This is a genomic window from Flavonifractor sp. An10, from assembly GCF_002161215.1.
Taxonomy (GTDB): Bacteria; Bacillota; Clostridia; order Oscillospirales; family Oscillospiraceae; genus Flavonifractor; species Flavonifractor avistercoris.
This window is the reverse complement of the sequence record NZ_NFMB01000006.1, coordinates 198,370-216,518: the sequence shown is the minus strand read 5'-3', so window position 1 is coordinate 216,518 and position 18,149 is coordinate 198,370. Positions and strand designations below refer to the sequence as shown.

The following is an 18,149-nucleotide window of genomic DNA, read 5'->3' as shown; positions in this document are numbered from 1 at the left end:
ACATGGAAACCAACCTGTGTGTGGCCGGCTTCGGCGGCCAGGGCGTCATGACCCTGGGTAAGTTTCTGGCCGACGCCACCTGCAACTCCACCGATAAAAACGTCACCTTCTTCCCCTCCTACGGCGCGGAGCAGCGGGGCGGCACCGCCAACTGCTACGTGGTCATCTCCGACGAGCCCATCGGCGCCCCCCTGGGGGACGTGATGGACGACCTCATCGTCATGAACGGCCCCTCCCTGGCCAAGTTCATCGGAAAGCTGAAGAGCGGCGGCACCCTGTTCATCAACAGCTCTATCGTCTCCGACGACATCGGCCGGGACGACGTGAAGCTGGTGAAGGCCCCCGTCACCGAGCTGGCCCTGGAGCTGGGCAACGCCAAGGTCCTCAACGTGATCATGCTGGGGGTCTACGTGGGCTACACCGAGGTCATCGCCCCCGATATCGTCTGGCAGACCATCGAGCACAAGCTCTCCTCCAAGCCCAAGCTCCTGCCCCTCAACAAGCAGGCCTTCGAGAAGGGCCTGGAGATCGGAAGAGGGCAGAGATAAACCTGAACCTAAACCGCTTCGGCGCCATTGACGGTATATTTTCACTAAGGTGACATCACCTTTAGGTTCTCGTGCAGTGATGCGTGTGGGTTCGAGTCCCTTCAGGCGCACCAAGCCGGAAGCTACATTTCAGTCTTATAAACGAGGCTGAAATGTAGCTTCTCTTTTTGGGTAGGGAAACCACCGGCTCTGCCGGTGGAGGTGTCCCGTAAAAAAGCTTTAGCTTCAAGCATCGAGTGAAGCGAGTTGCTAACAGCAAATTATCAGTGAAGAAATGCTTTGGTTAGGGCTTGTTTGAAAATTGGCGATGTGTCCAGCGGCGAGGGATTTTGGGCCGCTGGCAAGCAATTTTTTCGCAGGAATCCTGACGGATTTCAAGGAAAAATTGCGCCGTCCAGGGGGCAAAAGGCCCGCCGATGGGGCATGTTGACATGTTTCAAACAAGCCCTAGAACGGCGGTTGCCCGTTTACGGGCTGCGGGGCAAATAATGCGAGTGAAATAAAATTCAGTGCGTCTTGAGACGCATGCCGGTAATAGGCCCTTATAGGGCCAACTCAAGCCACCGGCTTAGCTGGTGGTTATGACTTTGGCGGCGGACGCGCTGGGCAGGGGGGCACCGCCTGCGCGGAGGCTCTCTCCTGCGGGCGTTTCTGCTGAGGCTCGCCCGCAGGGCGTCGGGTGCTTGCAGGGCTGCGGAAGGAAACTTTACAGAAACCTGACGAAGAGCTGACGATTCCTGTATCGCCCGTAAAAGCGTCTTCCGGTATAATGATTGTGACACCAGAAGAACGTTCGGAGCACAGGGATCGGAGGGATCTGCAATGGCAGTGGGAATCGCGGCATGCCTGCTCCTGGGCGGCCTGTTTCTGTGTCTGGCCGCCCGGCAGTACCGGCGCCGCGCCCGGTGGCGCGGCGCCGTCCGCCTGCTGGCCGTGGTGAAATCCGTGCGGTATCAGGAGGCGCGGCAGCGGAAAACGGAGATCAACGACCACAAATCGTCCACCGAGGCCACGCTCTGCTTCACCGACCGGGGCAGGGCATACGAGGAGCGCCGGCAGTTCCCGGGGATCATCCTTGCGCCGGTTCCGGGGCAGAAGCTCCCCATCCTCTTTGACCGGGACAGCAGGGAGTGGATTTTGCGGAAGGAGGCCCGCACCCACTGGTGCGTGTTCACGGCGCTGGGCTGTCTCTGCACCGCGGCGGGGCTGGCTCTGCTGCTGGATGGATTCGGACTCCTGGCGGAGCTGGCCGCCTACCGTGTGGAGGCCCCCAACCTGGCCGGCAGCGCCGTCTGCGCGCTGATCGGGCTGGTCTGCGGGGCCTGCGCCTATGCCTGTGTCCGGGGCCTGATGCCCTCCCTGCTCCGGACGGCCGCCGAGCCGGTGGTCTGGCTGCTCAAGGCCCGCGTCCTGCACCGGTTTGAGGAGGTGGATGCCCAGTGCGTCGGGATCATCTGGCGGGAGACCGGCGATGAGGACGTCAGCTACTACCCCTTTTTTCAGTACACCGTGGAGGGTGAGCAGCTCCATTGGTTCCCCAGCCACCGGATGTCCCGCAAGCGATACAGGCCCGGCGACCGGTACACACTGTACCGCGACACCGTGACCGGGGGGTGCGCACTGCGGCCCGGCGCCATGGAGCTGCTCTCCGCCCCCTTCTCTCTCATCCCCATCGGTTTTTTCCTCCTGTTCATCCTGTCGCTGGCGGCCTGTGCGGCGGGAACCCTCTGCATAGCGGCCATAGGATTCGCGCGGCTGCTGGGGGCCTGAGCGGCAAAGCGGCCCGGGGCGCCCGGCAGCAACAGGCTGGAGCGCGCGGCGATGATGCGCCGCGCGCTTTTGCGCTGGTAATGTCCGCAATTTTCTCGCCCCAGATGGTGTTCTCGTCCGGCACCGAGTATCTGCGGCAGCGCGTACAGGTTGGCCATACACGGGTTCATCGAGAATGCGGGAAACTTTTTGGGGTGCCGGAGCGTCTATATCATACCAATCCATTCTGTGTGGTCGAGGTGGTTTTATGAAACGGATTTGTGCCCTGCTGCTGTGCGGCGCACTGCTGTTCCCCCAGGGTGCCGGGGCGGCGGATGCCTGGCCGGCCTGGGCGGAGGAGGCCCTGAGCTGGGGCCGGGAGGCGTCCATCAGCCAGGAATTCCTGAGCCAACCGGAGGAGACCGTCACCCGCGGCATGGCGGCCCAGCTGCTCTACGAGGCGGCGGGGAAGCCCGCGGTGTCAGGGGAGTGCCCCTTCACCGACGTGTCCGGTGACAACGCCGACGCGGTGACCTGGGCGGCGGAGCGGGGCTATCTCACCGGCGTGGGGGACGGAAAATACGAGCCCGACCGCTCCGTCACCCGGCAGGAGTTCGCCGCCATCCTCTGGCGGCGGGCCGGCTCCCCCGGCGCGGCAGTTCAGGGGCTGGATCAGTTCCGGGACGCCGGAGCCGTGGGAGAGTGGGCCCGGACGCCGGTGCTCTGGGCCCTCCAGGCCGGCGTGATGGCCGGGCAGAGCGGCGGCCGGCTGGCCCCCTCCGGCACGATTACGGCGGCGGAGGCCCTGGTGATGCTGGAGCGGGCCCACACCCTGCCCGATGTGACCCGGCTCCGGGCAGATCTGGAGGCCCTCACCGCCGCCCACCGGCCCATCGGCTCCCAGGGGGAGGCGGACGCCGTCCAGTACCTGAAGGGGCGCTTTGAGGCCATGGGCTACACCGTCACCCTCCAGCCCTACACCGACAGCCAGGGCCGCTCCGGGAACAATGTCGTCGCTGTGAAAGAGGCGTCCTCCCCTGACGCCGATATTCTGATTCTCTCCGCCCACCACGACAGCGTGCCCACCGCCTACGGGGCCAATGACAACGCCTCCGGCGCGGCCGCCCTGCTCTACGCGGCGGAGGCGCTGAAGGACGCGGACACCGACACGGAGCTGCGCTTCATCAGCTTCACCGACGAGGAGAACGGCAAGAACGGCTCCCGGGCCTACACCGCCGCCCTGACGGAGGAGGAGAAGGGGCGGATGATCGGGGCCATCCAGTTTGACATGCTGGGCGGCCTGGGCTCCGGCGGCACCCTGGTGTGCACCATGGACGGGGAGGCCAACTGGGTCAGCGACCTGCTCCAGGAGAAGGATCCGGAGTTGGCGCGGGACGCGGAGACCGCCAGCGACCACGCCTCCCTGCAGCTGGCCGGCGTGCCCTCCGTCCTGCTGATGCAGGACGGGCAGGGCTATCTGTACCACTCGGCGGCGGACACGGCGGAGCAGCTGAATCCCTACGCCATCGCAGGCGCGGCGGAGACCGCCGTGGCCGCAGCGGCGGAGATCTGCTCCCCTGAGACCGGCTCCTGCCGGGCGCTGGCCCGGGAGCAGGGGGAGGGCTGCACCTACCGCCAGACCCGGCAGAACGTGATCTACTTCAGCAGCTCCCGGGCCGACACCGAGGCCTACATCGGCGCCGCCGGGGAGCTGGCGGACACCTGGGAGATCTCCGGCGAGGGCTGGACTGACGTGTATGAGAGCTACCGCTACTCCATGCGCTGGTTCGACGGGGAGACCCCCATGAACACCTACTACCAGTACCGTAACGGCTTCCTGGAGCGCATCGAAATCCGGCCGGAGGAGACCGGCTGCACGGCGGAGCAGGTACGGACGCTCATTGAGGCCATGTACGGCGCCCCCACCTCCCAGGAGGACGGGCAGGCCAGCTGGGCCGACCCGGTCTACAGCAAGTACATCACCCTCTCCAGCGACGAGGCGGGCTGCCTGGTGACGGTGGGCAACTACTCCGTGGGCATCACCAACGTGCTCTCCTCCTACCCGGTGAGCGGCGGCCAGGCCAGCATCACCGACCCGGAGGACGCCCTGGTGTGGGACTATCTGTGCTCCATCCTCCCCCTGGAGGCCCGGCAGAAGATCGCCCAGTTCAACCTGTTTACCGACGGCACCAGCAACATCCTGGCCTACACCTCCCCGGTGCAGGTGGACGGCGTCTCCGATAACACCCGGTTTGCCATCAGCATCGACTACTACGACGTGTACGACGAGAACGGGGAGAAGCGGGACTGGAGCAAGCTGACCTACACCATCCTCCACGAGTACGGCCATGTGCTGCTGGAGGACGAGACCCAGGTGGATCTGACCAAGGGCGACAGCACCCACGACCCGGCCACCTTTATTGAGGGCTCCTTCCGCAAGGGGTTCTACGACGCCTTCTGGAGCGATCTGGGGGACACCGGCGTGGGGGACTACGACGCCAACCCCACCCACTACGTGAGCCGCTACGGCGCCAACTACTTCCACGAGGACATCGCCGACACCTTCGCCGTCTTTGTCCTGGGCGGACAGCCCCAGGGGAGCACCGTGGCGGAGGAGAAGCTGCGCTTCTTCTGGGCCGACCCGGACATGGCGGCCCTGCGCGCCGCCATCCGACAGAACCTGGGTCTGGACTGGCCGGAGGGGGACAGCCCGCTCCGCTGACCATCTCCTGACATGCCCGGTCGGCTTCCGGAGGCGGAGATCAGCCCCCGTGCTCTTCGCTCCACACGTCCAGGGCCTCCCGGGTGCCATGGAGCATCCCCCGGTAGAAGTAATACCGGCACTGGCGGCGGACATGTTGGCGGTAGCAGCTCAGATATTGATCCAGGAAAAAGCTGCCCTCCGACTCCAGCCAGTGCAGAAGGGCCTCCATGTTCCGCTCCATCTCCATCATGCACTTGAAGTCCTCTTGGGTGTAAGCTCCCTTGCCCTCCCCATAGGGCGGGCAGTTTTCAAAGGCGGTTTCCCAGTCAGCTCTCATCTTCGCCGTCCTCCTCCCGCATACTCTCCAGCGCCACCCGGGTGGCCTCTATCACAAACCGGGAAAAGGTCACGTTGGTGCCCTGGATCGCCTCATCCACCTGCTGGATAATCTCATTTGGAAAACGGATGTTTTTCGGGGTTGTCTCTGGAACCGAAGGCAGTTGAAACTTTCTTGCCATACAAATCACCAAGTTTAATGTATGGCAAATTGTGGCGTTTGTAAGCACCACACATTGTGGGACATTTTGTGTGACACGGGACGTTGTAGGGCGCGGCATCCTTGACGCGCCGCCTGTAGGGCGGATATCATCCGCCCGCCCCATGGAGGCACCGGCCTCCGGCGGCCCCACTTTCTTTCCAAAGAAAGTGGGGAAGAAGGGGGCGGGGATTTCGATTTCCCCGCCCTGCACCCACCCTTAAAACGACCAATCAGGGGAGCTGCGGCTCCCTATTGGATGCCCCCAAGCTGTCCTACAGGTAACGTTCGGCGGCGGCCTTACTTCGTGGGGCCGCCGCTCGGGGCGGGCGACCACGGGTCGCCCCTACGTGAGGCGCGACGACCCCGGCGCGCCGTTTCCAAGCCACAGCAACCGCCCCGGTATTTCAGCGGCATGGTACCGACGGCGGCCCGGCGGGCCAAGCCGGTACAGCGCAGCTGCTCTCAGGGCTTGCAGGGTAACCCCGATGCGTGCCACCCGAGGCGCGGCAGCGCCTGTAACGTGACCAATAACGGGGCCCCCGCCGAAGCCCAGCGAAGCGGGTTCGGTGGGGAGAGGAGGCACAGTGGAGGGAACGAGCTTTGCCGCTTGCGGCGAAGCGAGCGATCCGCAACTTGTGCCGACGATGCGGGCGGCAATGCACGCCCGGTCTCTGCCCTGTGCGTACAGCCCACCGCCGCCATGAGCCCCCGTATTGGGGGGCTGGGGTCGAAGGCGCCGGGGGCGCCTTCGATGAAAATCAATGCGAAGCCACCTCAAAATAGGCGAAGCCCCCCGGCCCTTCTTTCCCCCCATTTCTTCGGGAAGAAATGGGGGCGCCCGCCGCGTCGGAGGCGCCGGGGGCGCTTCCGATAAAAATCCAGCGAAGCCACCTTCAAAAAAGCGGCGCGCCCCGCAGGGGGCACCACGGCGTGGGAACGGGGGAACCCCTCATCCGTCTGGCCTTCGGTCATCCACCTTCCCCCCAGCGGGGGAACGCTTCGGGCGGATGATATCCGCCCCTACGGGCCCGGCAGACGGCGCACGCGCGGCGGAGACACTGGGGCCGTCAGGCTTTCCGGAACACGTGAATGCGGAACTCCGCCCTGACCCGCAGGCCGTCCAGGGCGGCCAGCCGCTCCGCCCCCGCCTTGGGCGTCTTCCAGTAGTAGGGGGTCATCTGGAACAGGTCGCGGAGATCCTCCCCGGCCACGTCCATCACGGTCTCCACCGGGACGACCCTTTCATAGGAGAACCCCTCATAGGGGATGTTCTCCTCCTTGTTGGGGTAGGGGCTGTCGTAGAGCACCTGCTTCAGCTCCCACAGGTGCCCGGCCCCCGGCACCACATAGAGGAAGGCGCCGCCGGGGCGGAGCACCCGCCGGAACTCCTCCAGCGCCAGGGGGGAGAAGCAGTTGAGCACCAGGCCCGCCGAGGCATCCGCCAGAGGCAGGTGGTACACCGAGGCCACGGCGAACTCCGCCCCGGGCACCCGACGGGCGGCCAGGCGCACCGACGGCCGGGAGAGATCCACCCCCGCCAGCCGGGGGCGCTCCAGGGCCTCCCACAGCCCGGCGGTGTAGTACCCCTCGCCGCAGCCGGAGTCCAGCACCCCCTCCCCCGGCCCGGCGCAGGCCCCGGCCAGCCCACACAGGGCGTCCCGCAGGGGGGCGTAGTAGCCCTTGGACAGGAAGCGGCTCCGGGCGGCGGCCATGCCCCTGTCGTCGCCGGGGTTTTTGGCGTGCTTCCGGTTGGCGGGCAGCAGATGGACGTACCCCTCCCGGGCGATGTCGAAGCTGTGGCCGCGGGGGCAGGCGTAGGCCCGCTCCCCCCGCTCCAGAGGGCCGCCGCAGTGGGGGCAGACGAACAGGCTGTTCATGGCATCTCCTCCTGTACCCGGTCGTGCCAGGGGCAGGTGACCAGGTGGTCGTTGATCAGCCCCGCCCCCTGGAGGTAGGAGTAGATAATCACCGGCCCCACAAAGCGGAAGCCCCGCTGTTTCAGATCGGCGCTCACCCGCCGGGACAGGTCGTCCTCCGCCGGCATGTCCTCCGTCCGCTCCAGCCTGTGATCCACCGGCACGCCGTCCACCCAGTGCCACAGGTAGCCGGCAAAGCTGCCCCACTCCTCCTGCACCTGCAGAAAGGCCCGGGCGTTGGTGACGGCGCACCGGGCCTTGCTCCTGTTTTTGATCACCCCCGGCGCGGCCAGAGCGGCGGCGATCTCCGCCTCCCCCCAGTTCGCCAGCACCGCCGGGTCGAACCCGGCGAAGGCGGCGTTCAGCGCCTGCCGCCGCTCCAGGATCAGCCGCCAGGTCAGCCCCGCCTGGAAGCCCTCCAGCTCCAGCAGCTCGAACAGGGCCTTGTCGTCCCGGCAGGGCCGGCACCACTCCTCGTCGTGGTAGGCGGCCTCGTGCTCTGACTTCGCCCAGGGGCAGCGTCTCGTCTCATCCACCGCTTTTTACCTCCTTGCGCTCCTTTATGCAATCTATTACACCACAAAAGGGCGGTCTTGTCCATTTTTTCTCTAGCCCCCGCGGGGGATCTATGGTATAATGCGCTCCGCATGGTAATGTTCCGTTTTTATCAATCATAAGGAGTACGACATGATTACAGTTTCCGATCTGGGCCTGGCCTACAGCGGCCAGCCCCTCTTTTCCCACGTAGATCTCCAGTTCACCAAGGGCAACTGCTACGGCATCATCGGCGCCAACGGCGCCGGCAAGTCCACCTTCCTGAAGATCCTCTCCGGCCAGCTGGAGCCCACCTCCGGCGAGGTGTCCATTCTGCCCAAGACCCGCATGTCGGTGCTCAAGCAGGATCAGAACGCCTACAACGCCTACAACGTGATGGACACGGTCATCATGGGCAACCAGCGGCTCTATGACATCGGCAAGGAGAAGGACGCCCTCTACGAGAAGGAGGAGATGACGGAGGAGGACGGCATCCGGGCCTGCGAGCTGGAGGAGGAGTTCGCCGAGCTGGGCGGCTGGGAGGCGGAGAGCGACGCCAGCCGCATCCTACAGGGCCTGGGCGTGGGCACCGAGTACCACCAGAGCGCCATGGCCACCCTGGATCCCCGGCTGAAGGTGAAGGTGCTGCTGGCCCAGGCCCTGTTCGGCAATCCGGACATCCTGCTGCTGGACGAGCCCACCAACAACCTGGACATCAACGCGGTCAACTGGCTGGAGGACTTCCTGCTGGACTTTGAGGGCACCGTGATCGTGGTGAGCCACGACCGGCACTTCCTCAACACCATCTGCACCCACATCGTGGACATCGACTACAACAAGATCAAGATGTATGTGGGCAACTACGACTTCTGGTACGACGCCTCCCAGCTGATGCAGAACCTGATGAAGAACCAGAACAAGAAGAACGAGGAGAAGGCCCAGGAGCTCAAGGAGTTCATCTCCCGCTTCTCCGCCAACAAGTCCAAGTCCAAGCAGGCCACCGCCCGGCGCAAGCTGCTGGAGAAGATCACGCTGGAGGAGATCCCCGCCTCCTCCCGCCGCTACCCCTGGGTGGCCTTCTCCCCCGACCGGGAGGTGGGCAAGGACATCCTGTTCGTCACCGACGTCAGCAAGACCATCGACGGGGTGAAGGTGCTGGACAAGGTGAGCTTCATCGTGGGCCACGGGGACAAGATCGCCTTCGTGGGCGACAACGAGAACGCCCACACCGCCCTGTTCCAGATCCTCACCGGCGAGATGGAGCCCGACGAGGGCACCGTCAAGTGGGGCCAGACCGCCACCTTCTCCTACTTCCCCAAGGACAACACCCAGTTCTTCCAGGACTGCGACGACAACCTGGTGGAGTGGCTCCGCCAGTGGTCTTCCGACCCCCACGAGGCCTATCTCCGGGGCTTTTTGGGCCGGATGCTCTTCTCCGGGGACGAGGTGTACAAGCCGGTGAAGGTGCTCTCCGGCGGCGAGAAGGTGCGGTGCATGCTCTCCCGCATGATGCTCTCCGGGGCCAACGTGCTGCTGCTGGATCAGCCCACCAACCACCTGGATCTGGAGTCCATCGCCGCCCTGAACAACGGCCTGGAGGCCGTCAAGTGCAACGTGCTGGTGGCCTCCCACGACCACCAGCTCATCCAGACCGTGTGCAACCGGGTGTTCGACTTCACCCCCGAGGGGCAGCTCATCGACCGGAAGATGACCTACGACGAGTATCTGGAGAGCCAGAGCGCCCAGTAATCCGAACCATACGGCACCGCCGGATCGCGTCTGCGATCCGGCGGTGCTGCTTTACAGGGCGGGCGCGGCCCTCTTCCGGCGGAGCCAGAACCCCAGCCCGATCAGATCCGCCAGGCCCCAGCCGATGGGCACCGCCCACCAGATGCCCAGCAGGCCCACGGCGGGGATGGGGGAGAGGAGGTAGGCCAGGGCCACCCGGGTGCCCAGGGAGACGGCGGTGAGCACCACCGACACCCCCGGCCGCCCGATCCCCCGGAACAGGCCGTAGAACAGGAACAGGATGCCGATGCCGCAGTAGCAGGCCCCCTCGATGCGCAGGTACTGCACGCCGATGGCGATGATCTCCGCCTCCTCCGGGCTGACGAAGATGGTCATGAGGGGGGCGGCGAAGAGGCACACCAGGGCCGAGGCCGCCAGGCTGAACACCAGGGAGGTGGCCGCGGCGGCCCGCAGGCCCCGGCGCACCCGCTCCGGCTGCTCCGCCCCGGTGTTCTGGGCCACGAAGGTGGAGAAGGCGTTGCCGAAGTCCTGGACGGGGAGATAGGCGAAGGCGTCGATTTTCACCGCCGCGGCGAAGGCGGCCATGACATTGACCCCGAAGGAGTTCACCAGCCCCTGCACCATCAGGATGCCGAAGTTCATCACCGACTGCTGCACGCAGGTGAGCAGGGAGTAGTTGATGATGCGCCCCAGCTCCCCCCGCCGCACCGCGCAGTGGCGCTTTTCCAGGCGGAGGAAGGGCACCCGCCGCCAGCTGTACCACGCGATGCCCGCGGCGGAGGCCCCCTGGGCGATCACCGTGGCCCCGGCGGCGCCGGCCACCCCCCAGCCCAGGCCCAGCACAAACCAGAGATCCAGTGCGATGTTCACCGCCGTGGACACCCCCAGGAACACCAGCGGGGCCGCCGAGTTGCCCACCGAGCGCAGCAGGCAGGCAAAGTAGTTGTACACAAAGGTGAAGCAGATGCCCAGCAGCACCACCCGCAGGTAGGCGTGGGTCTGCTCCCAGGCCTCGGCCGGGGTCTGGAGCAGGGACATGACGGGCTCCAGCAGCGCCAGCACCCCGATGTTGAGGGCCACCGCCACCGCCCCGATGAACACAAAGGAGGCGAAGAGGCACCGCTTCAGCTCCTCCTCCCGCCCGGCGCCGTAGAGCATGGACCACAGGGCCCCGCTGCCCATGCACAGGCCCAGCAGCACCGAGGTGAGGAAGGTCATCAGGGTGAAGGCGAAGCCCACCGACGCCAGGGCGGCCGGGCCCAGGGCCCGGCCCACGATGAGGGTGTCGGCGATGTTGTAGCACTGCTGGAGCAGGTTGCCCGCGATCATGGGCGCGGCAAAGGCCAGCATGGGGCGGGTGATGCCGCCCCGGGTGAGATCCACCTGCACGGCCCTCTCTCCTTTCAAAACGCAAGTTATAAATTTCTTTTCGTAAGTATCATAGCAAATTCCTGCGGAAAATACAAGGGGATGCTTGCGTTTTTCTCCATACCGGGATAAGATACAGGCAGACTGTGACAGAGGAGGGGTCGGCGTGTTTCTCAGCGGCCTGGACGATACCGACCGGCGCATTGTGGAGCTGCTCATCCACAACGCCCGCATGTCCTACTCCGACCTGGGGGAGGCGGTGGGCCTGTCCCGGGTGGCGGTGAAGGCCCGCATCCGCGCCCTGGAGGAGCGGGGGGTCATCGAGGAGTACACCACCATCGTCAACCCCCAGCGCATCAGCGGGGCGGTGTCCTGCTACTTCGAGATTGAGGTGGAGCCCGCCTGGTTCCCCCGGGTGGTGGACACCCTGCGGGACAACGAGACGGTGACCCAGATCTACCAGGTGTCGGGCAACAACAAGCTCCACGTCCACGCCGTGGCGGCGGGGCAGGAGGAGCTGGAGGCCTTCCTGGACGGGGTGATCCACCGCCTGCCGGGGGTGACGGGCCTGAGCTGCAACATCATCCTCTCCCGCATCAAGGACATCAAGGGCCTGCGGCTGTGACACAGCGCGGCGGCGGGAAGAGTCCTCTTCCCGCCGCCGCATGGCATGACAAGATATATGTTTACAGCTCCCGGCCGCAGCCTCCGCAAAAGAGGGCGCGGGGCGCGTTTTTCCTCCCGCAGTCGGGGCAGTACCAGCTTCCGTCCGGGAGGGGAACCACCCTGGCCCGGGCCGCCGGGCCGGGCGCCGGCTCCGCGGTGAACAGGGGCGCCACGTTCACGTCCCGCCGCCCGACGCCGGCCAGCCAGCGGAGATCCAGGGAGTCCAGCAGGGGCGGCCTGGGATCCAGCCATGCCCCGCAGCCCTGGCAGTACCGCACCTCCGGGGCGTTCTCCGTCCCGCACTGTTTGCAGAAATTCCCATGCCTCATCTCTTCCGACCTCCCGCCGTGGGCGCTTCCCCGAGCCGCCCATTTCATACCATGCGCCGGCACTTTTACAGGTTCTACAAAGGCAGTTATAGCACAAAACAAAGATATGTCAATCCCAAAAGGGCTTTTTGCGCCTCCGGCTGCGGCCGGAGACACCGGCCATCTGCGGCGCCGAGAAATCCACAAAAATGGTGCACTTTTTGGCAAAGTGTGCTATACTATATTTTCGATATCACTTCACTCCGAAAGGACGCGGACTATGCGAAAAGAAATCCTGCTGCCCGCCGTGGCCGCCGCGGGCGGCGTGGTGGGCTTCGCCTTCCGCCGCTGGGAGCTGGCCACCGCCTTTGAGGCGGACACCGGCCTGCCCATCGACGGGGCCCCGGCCACCATGGCCCTCATTGTGCTGTCGGTGGTCATGGCCGTTGTGCTGGCCCTGCTGTGCCGGGGCAAATACCCGGCCTTCACCGGCTATGACCAGGCCTTCCAGGCCAAGGGGAACACCGCCTACGCCACCGCCGGCATCCTCAGCGCCTTCCTGCTGCTGGCCGCGGCGGCCCTGCTGGTGTACGAGTTCCTCCAGGCCGGGCCCGACCGGGTGTACACCAACCTGCTGGTGGCCGCTCTGGCCCTGGCGGCCGGCTTCTGCGTGATGGGCACCGTGCAGAACAACTTCAAGGGCCTGGGCAGGGGGAAGCTCAACTTCACCCTGCTGCTGCCCGCCTACGCCTGCTGCGTGTGGCTCATCGCCGCTTACCAGGTGCGGGCCGGCGACCCGGTGCAGCTGGACTACGTGTTTGAGCTCTTCGCCATCATCGCCTCCCTGCTGGGGCTCTATTTCCACGCCGCCTTCGCCTTCACCAAGGGCCGCCCCTTCTGGGCGGTGCTCTTCGCCCTGCTGGGGATCTACTTCTCCATCACCACCCTGGCCGACGGGCATGAGCTGGGCTTCACCCTGCTCTACGCCTTCGCCATCGTCTACCTGGCGGTGTCGGCCATCACCCTGCTGTACAACGCCGGCCGGCCGGAGCTTCCGGCCCAGGCGGAAAACGATACCAATGACACGACGGAGGGAACGCCCGATGAACCCTGAGAAAAAGACCTTTTATATCACCACCCCCATCTACTACCCCTCGGACAAGCTGCACATCGGCCACACCTACTGCACCGTGGCCACCGACGCCATGGCCCGGTACAAGCGCCTCACCGGCTATGACGTGATGTTCCTCACCGGCACCGACGAGCACGGCCAGAAGATCGAGGACAAGGCCAGGGAGGCCGGCGTCTCCCCCAAGGAGTTTGTAGACCGCATCGTGGAGGGCCCCCAGGGGGTCAAGGATCTGTGGAAGCTGATGAACATCTCCAACGACCGGTTCATCCGCACCACCGACGACTACCATGTCTCCGCCATCCAGAAGATCTTCAAGGCCATGTACGACAACGGCGACATCTACAAGGGCAAGTATGTGGGCAAGTACTGCAAGCCCTGCGAGTCCTTCTGGACGGAGTCCCAGCTCAAGGACGGCTGCTGCCCCGACTGCGGCCGCCCGGTGGTGGACGCGGAGGAGGAGGCCTACTTCTTCCGCCTGTCCAAGTACGCCGATAAAATCCAGGATCTGCTGGAGAACACCGACTTCCTGGAGCCCCGCAGCCGGGTCAACGAGATGGTGAACAACTTCATCAAGCCCGGCCTGGAGGATCTGTGCGTCTCCCGCACCTCCTTCACCTGGGGCGTGCCGGTGGACTTCGACCCCGGCCACGTGGTGTACGTGTGGGTGGACGCCCTGTTCAACTACATGACCGCCCTGGGCTTCATGAACGACAAGTATCATGACTACGACAAGTACTGGCCCGCCGACGTCCACTTTGTGGGCAAGGAGATCGTCCGGTTCCACTCCATCATCTGGCCCGCCTTCTGCATGAGCCTGGGCCTGCCTCTGCCCAAGAAGGTGTTCGGCCACGGCTGGCTCCTGCTGGACGGCGGCAAGATGAGCAAGTCCAAGGGCAACGTGGTGGATCCCTACGTGCTGGCCGGGCGCTTCGGCGTGGACGCCCTGCGCTTCTTCCTGCTGCGCACCTTCCCCTTCGGCACCGACGGCAACTTCTCCAACGAGCTGCTGATCCAGACCATCAACACCGACCTGGCCAACGACCTGGGCAACCTGGTGAGCCGCACCACCGCCATGGTGGGCAAGTACTTCGGGCCCCACCTGCCGGAGGACAGCGGCGCCACCGAGGACGAGCGCGACCTGGCCGGCATGGTGACCCAGGCCAAGGGCACCTTTGGCATGGTCCTGAACTTCCCGGAGGACGACCCCCGGAAGTACGACGCGGAGCTGGTGGCCCTGGCCGCCGGCCTGCGGGACGCCTATGAGGACGCCATGGAGCAGTACGCCTTCCAGAACGCCCTGGCGGAGGTGTTCAAGCTCATCGGCCGGGCCAACAAGTATATCGACGAGAACAAGCCCTGGCTGCTGGCCAAGGACGAGGTCAACAAGCCCCGGCTGGCCCACGTGCTCTACAACCTGCTGGAGTGCGTGCGCATCTCGGCGGTGCTGCTCACCCCCTTCATGCCCGCCACCTGTGAGAAGATTTTTGCCCAGATCGGCGCGGAGGAGGGCCTGCGCACCTGGGAGGCCGCCGGGCAGTGGGGCCTGCTCCCCACCGGCGCGCCCGTGAGCAAGGGGGAGAACCTGTTCCCCCGCATCGACATGGAAAAGGAGCTGAAAGCATTGGAGGAGCTGCACGCCCAGGCCGCCGCCCCCGCCGCGGAGGAGAAGGCCCCCGAGTATATCACCATCGACGACTTCAACAAGGTTCACTTTGTCACCGCCAAGATCCTGGCCTGCGAGGCGGTGAAGAAGAGCAAGAAGCTGCTCTGCTTCACCCTGGACTGCGGCGAGGGCAAGCCCCGGCAGATCCTCTCCGGCATCCACGAGTACTATGAGCCCGAGGAGCTGGTGGGCAAGACCGTGGTGGCCTGCACCAACCTGGCCCCCCGCAAGATGATGGGCCTGGAGTCCAACGGCATGCTCATCTCCGCCGTGAAGGAGGAGCCCGACGGCTCCGAGAAGCTCCATCTGATCATGCTGGACGACAAGGTGCCCGCCGGCTACGGCCTGTGCTGAGGAGACAGCCGTGTACCGCTACGAGTACGAGTCCATCAAAATAAGCGGCTTTATGTTTGACAACAGCGACTGCCGGCACCGGGAGGTCATCGACGCCCGGGCCCGGGACGGCTGGCGCTATGTGGGATATGTGCCCATGGAGTATATGGGATCTGGCATTCCCCAGTGGCTGGATCTGATCTTTGAGCGGGAGGAAGCGGACGAGCCGTGCTGACCAACCTTCTGCTGGTGGCCCTGGGGGCCGCGGGGCGGTGGCTGCTGAGCCTGGCCCCCTTTCCCGCCGCCTTTCCCTTCGCCACCCTGCTCACCAACTTCCTGGGGGCGGCGGCCATCGGGGCCATTGCCGCCCTGGCGGAGCGCTCCGCCCTCCCCGCCCCCGCCGTGCTCTTCCTCAAAACCGGCGTGTGCGGCGGCTTCACCACCTTTTCCACCTTCTCGCTGGAGGCAGTGGGCCTGCTGGAGCGCGGGCAGTGGCTGAAAGGCGGCGGCTATGTGCTGGCCAGCGTGGCCCTGTGCCTGGCCGGCGTGGTGCTGGGCCGCACCCTGGTTCGGTCGCTGGCCCCGGTCTAGGATTAGAGAAAAGGAACAGCCCCCCGGATGATTTCCGGGGGGCTGTTCCTCTACTCATTCCAAGTCCGCTTACAGTTCCTCTGAGGTGTGATGTCGTTCTATACCCTTATCACCCATTTGCAAGCGGTTCTTGAGATTTAATACATTGTTATAAATTTGTTTGATTGTCTGTATAAATGCCGCATCCCCGGAACCGCTCGGATCGTCAAGCCCCCAATCCTCCCGGTGCTTGCAGGGCAGATAGGGGCAGGCCACATTGCACCCCATCGTTATGACAATGTCTACGGGCGGAAGTTCGTTCAGCAATTTGCTATATTGCGTCTGCTCCATGTCAATACCATAGAGTTGTTTTATCAGCCGAACTGCGTCCTGGTTGATCTGCGGCACAGTCTCTGTGCCAGCGGAGTAACTTTCAAATACATCGGAGGCCAGATACTTTCCGAGTGCCTCGGCGATCTGGCTCCGGCAGGAATTGTGGACGCAGATAAACGCCACCTTGGGTTTTTGACCCATACGTCATCCCCTGACCTTCTGAATGAGGGCTTTTACCTCATCTTTTTTCAAAACCTTGCCATAGGACACGACCTTGCCATCTACCACAAGGGCAGGGGTGGTCATCACGCCAAAGGCGGCGATCTGCGAGAAGTCTGTTACATGGTCTATGGTCGTGTCCATATTCAGTTCCGCGAGCGCCGCTTTGGTGGCATCTTCCAACGCATGGCACTTCGCACAGCCAGACCCCAGCACTTTGACCCCGGCAGTTGTTTTTGCGGCTTCTGCCTGCGCCATCTTTTCAGGTGTGCAACTATCGCCACAGCAACAACTTTTTTCCTCTTTCTTCTTACCAAACAATCCCATTGTGAATGACCTCCTTAAATTAAATCAAAATGAATTGAAACGCATTGAACAGATAGCCGACCAAAATAATGCCAACCGCACAAACGCCAATGAACAGCGCCAGCAGTTTGGGTTTCACAGCCTTGCGGAGCATGATAAGGGACGGCAGGGACAAGGTAGTAACCGCCATCATAAAGGAAAGAACTGTCCCCAGTTGTGCCCCCTTAGAAAGTAAAGCCTCTGCAACAGGAATGGTGCCAAAAATATCTGCGTACATGGGGATCCCAACGATTGTAGCGAGGATCACGCCAAAAGGATTGTTGCTGCCAAGTACGGTTTCGATCCAACTTTCCGGTATCCAGTTGTGGATCAGCGCACCGATCCCGACACCAACCAGAATATAGGGGAACACTTTCTTGAAGGTGCCAAGCATTTGTTCCTTTGCATAGGTGAGCCTTTCCCGGATCGTCAGGTCAGGAGACTCAATATCAACGCTGCCAGCCGAAAGCACAAAACTTTCAACGTACTTTTCCATATGCAGTTTCTCGATCATGGTGCCGCCGATCACCGCGATCACAAGCCCAAGGATCACATAGACGATCGCCACTTTTGCACCGAAAATGCTCATTAACAAGACAAGACTTCCTAAATCGACCATCGGTGATGAAATCAAAAAGGAGAACGTCACACCCAAGGGAAGTCCCGCACTGGTAAAACCGATGAACAGCGGGATAGAGGAACAGGAGCAAAAGGGGGTCACTGTTCCCAGCAGAGCGGAGATGATGTTCGCCCAGATCCCATGAAAACAACCTAAAATGCGCTTACTTCGCTCTGACGGAAAATAACTTTGAATATAGGAGATTGCAAAAATCAATATGCAGAGCAGCACCGTGATTTTCAAGACATCGTAGATAAAAAACTGGACGCTGCCGCCAACGCGCCCATTTACATCCAAGCCCAGTGCCGACAGCCCTACGCCGAGAAGTTCGTTCAGCCATTTCATGCCAAGCACCTGATCTTGAATAAAGTCCCATACGCCCATACAAAAACCTCACTTTCTATTTCATGGACAACATATCAAAACTTTTTGATGTATTGTGCCGAAGGAAACGCCATCTAAATTAGATGGCGTTTCTATCCACAACGGGGACAGGTACTCTCTTGTTCTACATCTGGAGTTGTCAATTTTTTCAGCAGTTCTATTGCATAGTCCCTGCCTGAAGAACTCAGTCGGTAGTGCGTCCATTTGCCCTCTTGACGACTGACGACGATGCCGGAATCACAGAGGATTTTCATGTGGTAGGAAAGGCCGGACTGCGTTAAATCCAACGGCTCTTGCAGGACACAAGCACACTTTTCACCGCTCCTTAACTGTTCCAGAATTGCAAGCCGCTTAGGGTCGCAGAGCGCTTTAAATACTTTTGCTTGTTCCTGATATACTGTCCTCATGTTTTTGCCTCACATCAAATTGTTTTGATATGATCAGTATATGCAGAAAGCGTTGTTTTGTCAA

At 63.2% G+C, this 18,149-nt stretch carries 19 protein-coding genes; 9 read left to right on the top strand and 10 right to left on the bottom strand.

Annotation, left to right across the window (positions count from 1 at the left end):
* Positions 1 to 2 precede the first annotated feature (2 nt).
* The 3 genes from B5E42_RS12280 (at position 3) to B5E42_RS12270 (ending at position 5,019) form a co-directional block, all read left to right on the top strand.
* Positions 3 to 548 carry a 2-oxoacid:acceptor oxidoreductase family protein gene (locus tag B5E42_RS12280; protein WP_087240059.1) on the top strand — a complete coding sequence of 182 codons (546 nt, stop codon included), beginning with the start codon at positions 3 to 5 and terminating at the stop codon, positions 546 to 548.
* Positions 549 to 1,370: 822 nt separating this feature from the next.
* A complete protein-coding gene (locus B5E42_RS12275) occupies positions 1,371 to 2,318 on the top strand; it encodes a hypothetical protein (protein WP_087240057.1) in 948 nt (315 codons plus the stop codon).
* Positions 2,319 to 2,565: 247 nt separating this feature from the next.
* Complete coding sequence (locus B5E42_RS12270) at positions 2,566 to 5,019, top strand: M20/M25/M40 family metallo-hydrolase (RefSeq protein WP_162613978.1); 2,454 nt, start codon at positions 2,566 to 2,568, stop codon at positions 5,017 to 5,019.
* A 40-nt stretch (positions 5,020 to 5,059) separates the two neighbouring features.
* Here the strand turns inward: B5E42_RS12270 and B5E42_RS12265 are convergent, their stop codons facing one another.
* The 4 genes from B5E42_RS12265 to B5E42_RS12245 form a co-directional block, all read right to left on the bottom strand.
* Entirely contained in the window at positions 5,060 to 5,338 is a 279-nt protein-coding gene (locus B5E42_RS12265) for a hypothetical protein (protein WP_087240053.1), read from the bottom strand.
* Positions 5,328 to 5,519: a YlcI/YnfO family protein gene (locus B5E42_RS19985; protein WP_087240050.1), complete on the bottom strand. Its 192-nt coding sequence runs from the start codon at positions 5,517 to 5,519 to the stop codon at positions 5,328 to 5,330. Before B5E42_RS19985 ends, B5E42_RS12265 begins: the two co-directional genes overlap by 11 nt.
* Before the next feature lie 1,087 nt (positions 5,520 to 6,606).
* Positions 6,607 to 7,416, bottom strand: a complete 810-nt coding sequence (locus tag B5E42_RS12250; protein ID WP_087240046.1) for a putative RNA methyltransferase — start codon at positions 7,414 to 7,416, stop codon at positions 6,607 to 6,609.
* Positions 7,413 to 7,991 carry a DNA-3-methyladenine glycosylase I gene (locus B5E42_RS12245; protein ID WP_087240044.1) on the bottom strand — a complete coding sequence of 193 codons (579 nt, stop codon included), beginning with the start codon at positions 7,989 to 7,991 and terminating at the stop codon, positions 7,413 to 7,415. The genes B5E42_RS12250 and B5E42_RS12245 overlap by 4 nt, the downstream gene beginning before the upstream one ends.
* Positions 7,992 to 8,142: 151 nt before the next feature.
* On the opposite strand from B5E42_RS12245, the gene B5E42_RS12240 reads away from it, so the two are divergent.
* Positions 8,143 to 9,738: an ATP-binding cassette domain-containing protein gene (locus B5E42_RS12240; RefSeq protein WP_087240041.1), complete on the top strand. Its 1,596-nt coding sequence runs from the start codon at positions 8,143 to 8,145 to the stop codon at positions 9,736 to 9,738.
* A gap of 51 nt (positions 9,739 to 9,789) precedes the next feature.
* Here B5E42_RS12240 and B5E42_RS12235 read toward each other — a convergent pair whose 3' ends face one another.
* Positions 9,790 to 11,127 (bottom strand): MATE family efflux transporter, encoded by a 1,338-nt coding sequence (locus tag B5E42_RS12235; protein WP_242967125.1) that lies wholly within the window; start codon positions 11,125 to 11,127, stop codon positions 9,790 to 9,792.
* 145 nt (positions 11,128 to 11,272) lie between these two features.
* Between B5E42_RS12235 and B5E42_RS12230 the strand changes: the two genes are divergently transcribed.
* Positions 11,273 to 11,731: an Lrp/AsnC family transcriptional regulator gene (locus B5E42_RS12230; RefSeq protein ID WP_087240039.1), complete on the top strand. Its 459-nt coding sequence runs from the start codon at positions 11,273 to 11,275 to the stop codon at positions 11,729 to 11,731.
* A gap of 61 nt (positions 11,732 to 11,792) precedes the next feature.
* Here the strand turns inward: B5E42_RS12230 and B5E42_RS12225 are convergent, their stop codons facing one another.
* Positions 11,793 to 12,101 (bottom strand): zinc ribbon domain-containing protein, encoded by a 309-nt coding sequence (locus B5E42_RS12225; protein ID WP_162613977.1) that lies wholly within the window; start codon positions 12,099 to 12,101, stop codon positions 11,793 to 11,795.
* Between the two features lie 259 nt (positions 12,102 to 12,360).
* On the opposite strand from B5E42_RS12225, the gene B5E42_RS12220 reads away from it, so the two are divergent.
* The 4 genes from B5E42_RS12220 to crcB are packed head-to-tail and all read left to right on the top strand — an operon-like array spanning position 12,361 to position 15,799.
* On the top strand, positions 12,361 to 13,194 hold the full coding sequence (locus B5E42_RS12220) for a hypothetical protein (protein ID WP_087240034.1): 834 nt from the start codon (positions 12,361 to 12,363) through the stop codon (positions 13,192 to 13,194).
* Positions 13,184 to 15,229: a methionine--tRNA ligase gene (gene metG / locus B5E42_RS12215; protein ID WP_087240031.1), complete on the top strand. Its 2,046-nt coding sequence runs from the start codon at positions 13,184 to 13,186 to the stop codon at positions 15,227 to 15,229. Before B5E42_RS12220 ends, metG begins: the two co-directional genes overlap by 11 nt.
* Positions 15,230 to 15,239: 10 nt before the next feature.
* Positions 15,240 to 15,443, top strand: coding sequence for a DUF4177 domain-containing protein (locus tag B5E42_RS12210; RefSeq protein WP_242967124.1), 204 nt, complete (start codon positions 15,240 to 15,242; stop codon positions 15,441 to 15,443).
* On the top strand, positions 15,437 to 15,799 hold the full coding sequence (gene crcB, locus B5E42_RS12205) for a fluoride efflux transporter CrcB (protein ID WP_343214193.1): 363 nt from the start codon (positions 15,437 to 15,439) through the stop codon (positions 15,797 to 15,799). The genes B5E42_RS12210 and crcB overlap by 7 nt, the downstream gene beginning before the upstream one ends.
* Before the next feature lie 69 nt (positions 15,800 to 15,868).
* Here crcB and B5E42_RS12200 read toward each other — a convergent pair whose 3' ends face one another.
* The 4 genes from B5E42_RS12200 to B5E42_RS12185 form a co-directional block, all read right to left on the bottom strand.
* Positions 15,869 to 16,312: an arsenate reductase ArsC gene (locus B5E42_RS12200; RefSeq protein WP_087240029.1), complete on the bottom strand. Its 444-nt coding sequence runs from the start codon at positions 16,310 to 16,312 to the stop codon at positions 15,869 to 15,871.
* A 3-nt stretch (positions 16,313 to 16,315) separates the two neighbouring features.
* On the bottom strand, positions 16,316 to 16,657 hold the full coding sequence (locus B5E42_RS12195; RefSeq protein WP_087240027.1) for a thioredoxin family protein: 342 nt from the start codon (positions 16,655 to 16,657) through the stop codon (positions 16,316 to 16,318).
* Positions 16,658 to 16,676: 19 nt separating this feature from the next.
* Complete coding sequence (locus tag B5E42_RS12190) at positions 16,677 to 17,678, bottom strand: permease (protein ID WP_087240025.1); 1,002 nt, start codon at positions 17,676 to 17,678, stop codon at positions 16,677 to 16,679.
* A 92-nt stretch (positions 17,679 to 17,770) separates the two neighbouring features.
* Positions 17,771 to 18,085: a metalloregulator ArsR/SmtB family transcription factor gene (locus B5E42_RS12185; RefSeq protein WP_087240023.1), complete on the bottom strand. Its 315-nt coding sequence runs from the start codon at positions 18,083 to 18,085 to the stop codon at positions 17,771 to 17,773.
* Between the last annotated feature and the right edge of the window lie 64 nt (positions 18,086 to 18,149).

What these genes read in the sequence shown, in the direction of transcription:
- B5E42_RS12225 (WP_162613977.1), bottom strand. Translation starts at nt 12,101, where the DNA reads ATGAGGCATGGGAATTTCTGCAAACAGTGCGGGACGGAGAACGCCCCG.
- B5E42_RS12275 (WP_087240057.1), top strand. Translation starts at nt 1,371, where the DNA reads ATGGCAGTGGGAATCGCGGCATGCCTGCTCCTGGGCGGCCTGTTTCTG.
- B5E42_RS12190 (WP_087240025.1), bottom strand. Translation starts at nt 17,678, where the DNA reads ATGGGCGTATGGGACTTTATTCAAGATCAGGTGCTTGGCATGAAATGG.
- B5E42_RS12195 (WP_087240027.1), bottom strand. Translation starts at nt 16,657, where the DNA reads ATGGGATTGTTTGGTAAGAAGAAAGAGGAAAAAAGTTGTTGCTGTGGC.
- B5E42_RS12250 (WP_087240046.1), bottom strand. Translation starts at nt 7,416, where the DNA reads ATGAACAGCCTGTTCGTCTGCCCCCACTGCGGCGGCCCTCTGGAGCGG.
- B5E42_RS19985 (WP_087240050.1), bottom strand. Translation starts at nt 5,519, where the DNA reads ATGGCAAGAAAGTTTCAACTGCCTTCGGTTCCAGAGACAACCCCGAAA.
- B5E42_RS12270 (WP_162613978.1), top strand. Translation starts at nt 2,566, where the DNA reads ATGAAACGGATTTGTGCCCTGCTGCTGTGCGGCGCACTGCTGTTCCCC.
- B5E42_RS12185 (WP_087240023.1), bottom strand. Translation starts at nt 18,085, where the DNA reads ATGAGGACAGTATATCAGGAACAAGCAAAAGTATTTAAAGCGCTCTGC.
- B5E42_RS12265 (WP_087240053.1), bottom strand. Translation starts at nt 5,338, where the DNA reads ATGAGAGCTGACTGGGAAACCGCCTTTGAAAACTGCCCGCCCTATGGG.
- B5E42_RS12200 (WP_087240029.1), bottom strand. Translation starts at nt 16,312, where the DNA reads ATGGGTCAAAAACCCAAGGTGGCGTTTATCTGCGTCCACAATTCCTGC.
- B5E42_RS12280 (WP_087240059.1), top strand. Translation starts at nt 3, where the DNA reads ATGGAAACCAACCTGTGTGTGGCCGGCTTCGGCGGCCAGGGCGTCATG.
- B5E42_RS12220 (WP_087240034.1), top strand. Translation starts at nt 12,361, where the DNA reads ATGCGAAAAGAAATCCTGCTGCCCGCCGTGGCCGCCGCGGGCGGCGTG.
- B5E42_RS12240 (WP_087240041.1), top strand. Translation starts at nt 8,143, where the DNA reads ATGATTACAGTTTCCGATCTGGGCCTGGCCTACAGCGGCCAGCCCCTC.
- metG (WP_087240031.1), top strand. Translation starts at nt 13,184, where the DNA reads ATGAACCCTGAGAAAAAGACCTTTTATATCACCACCCCCATCTACTAC.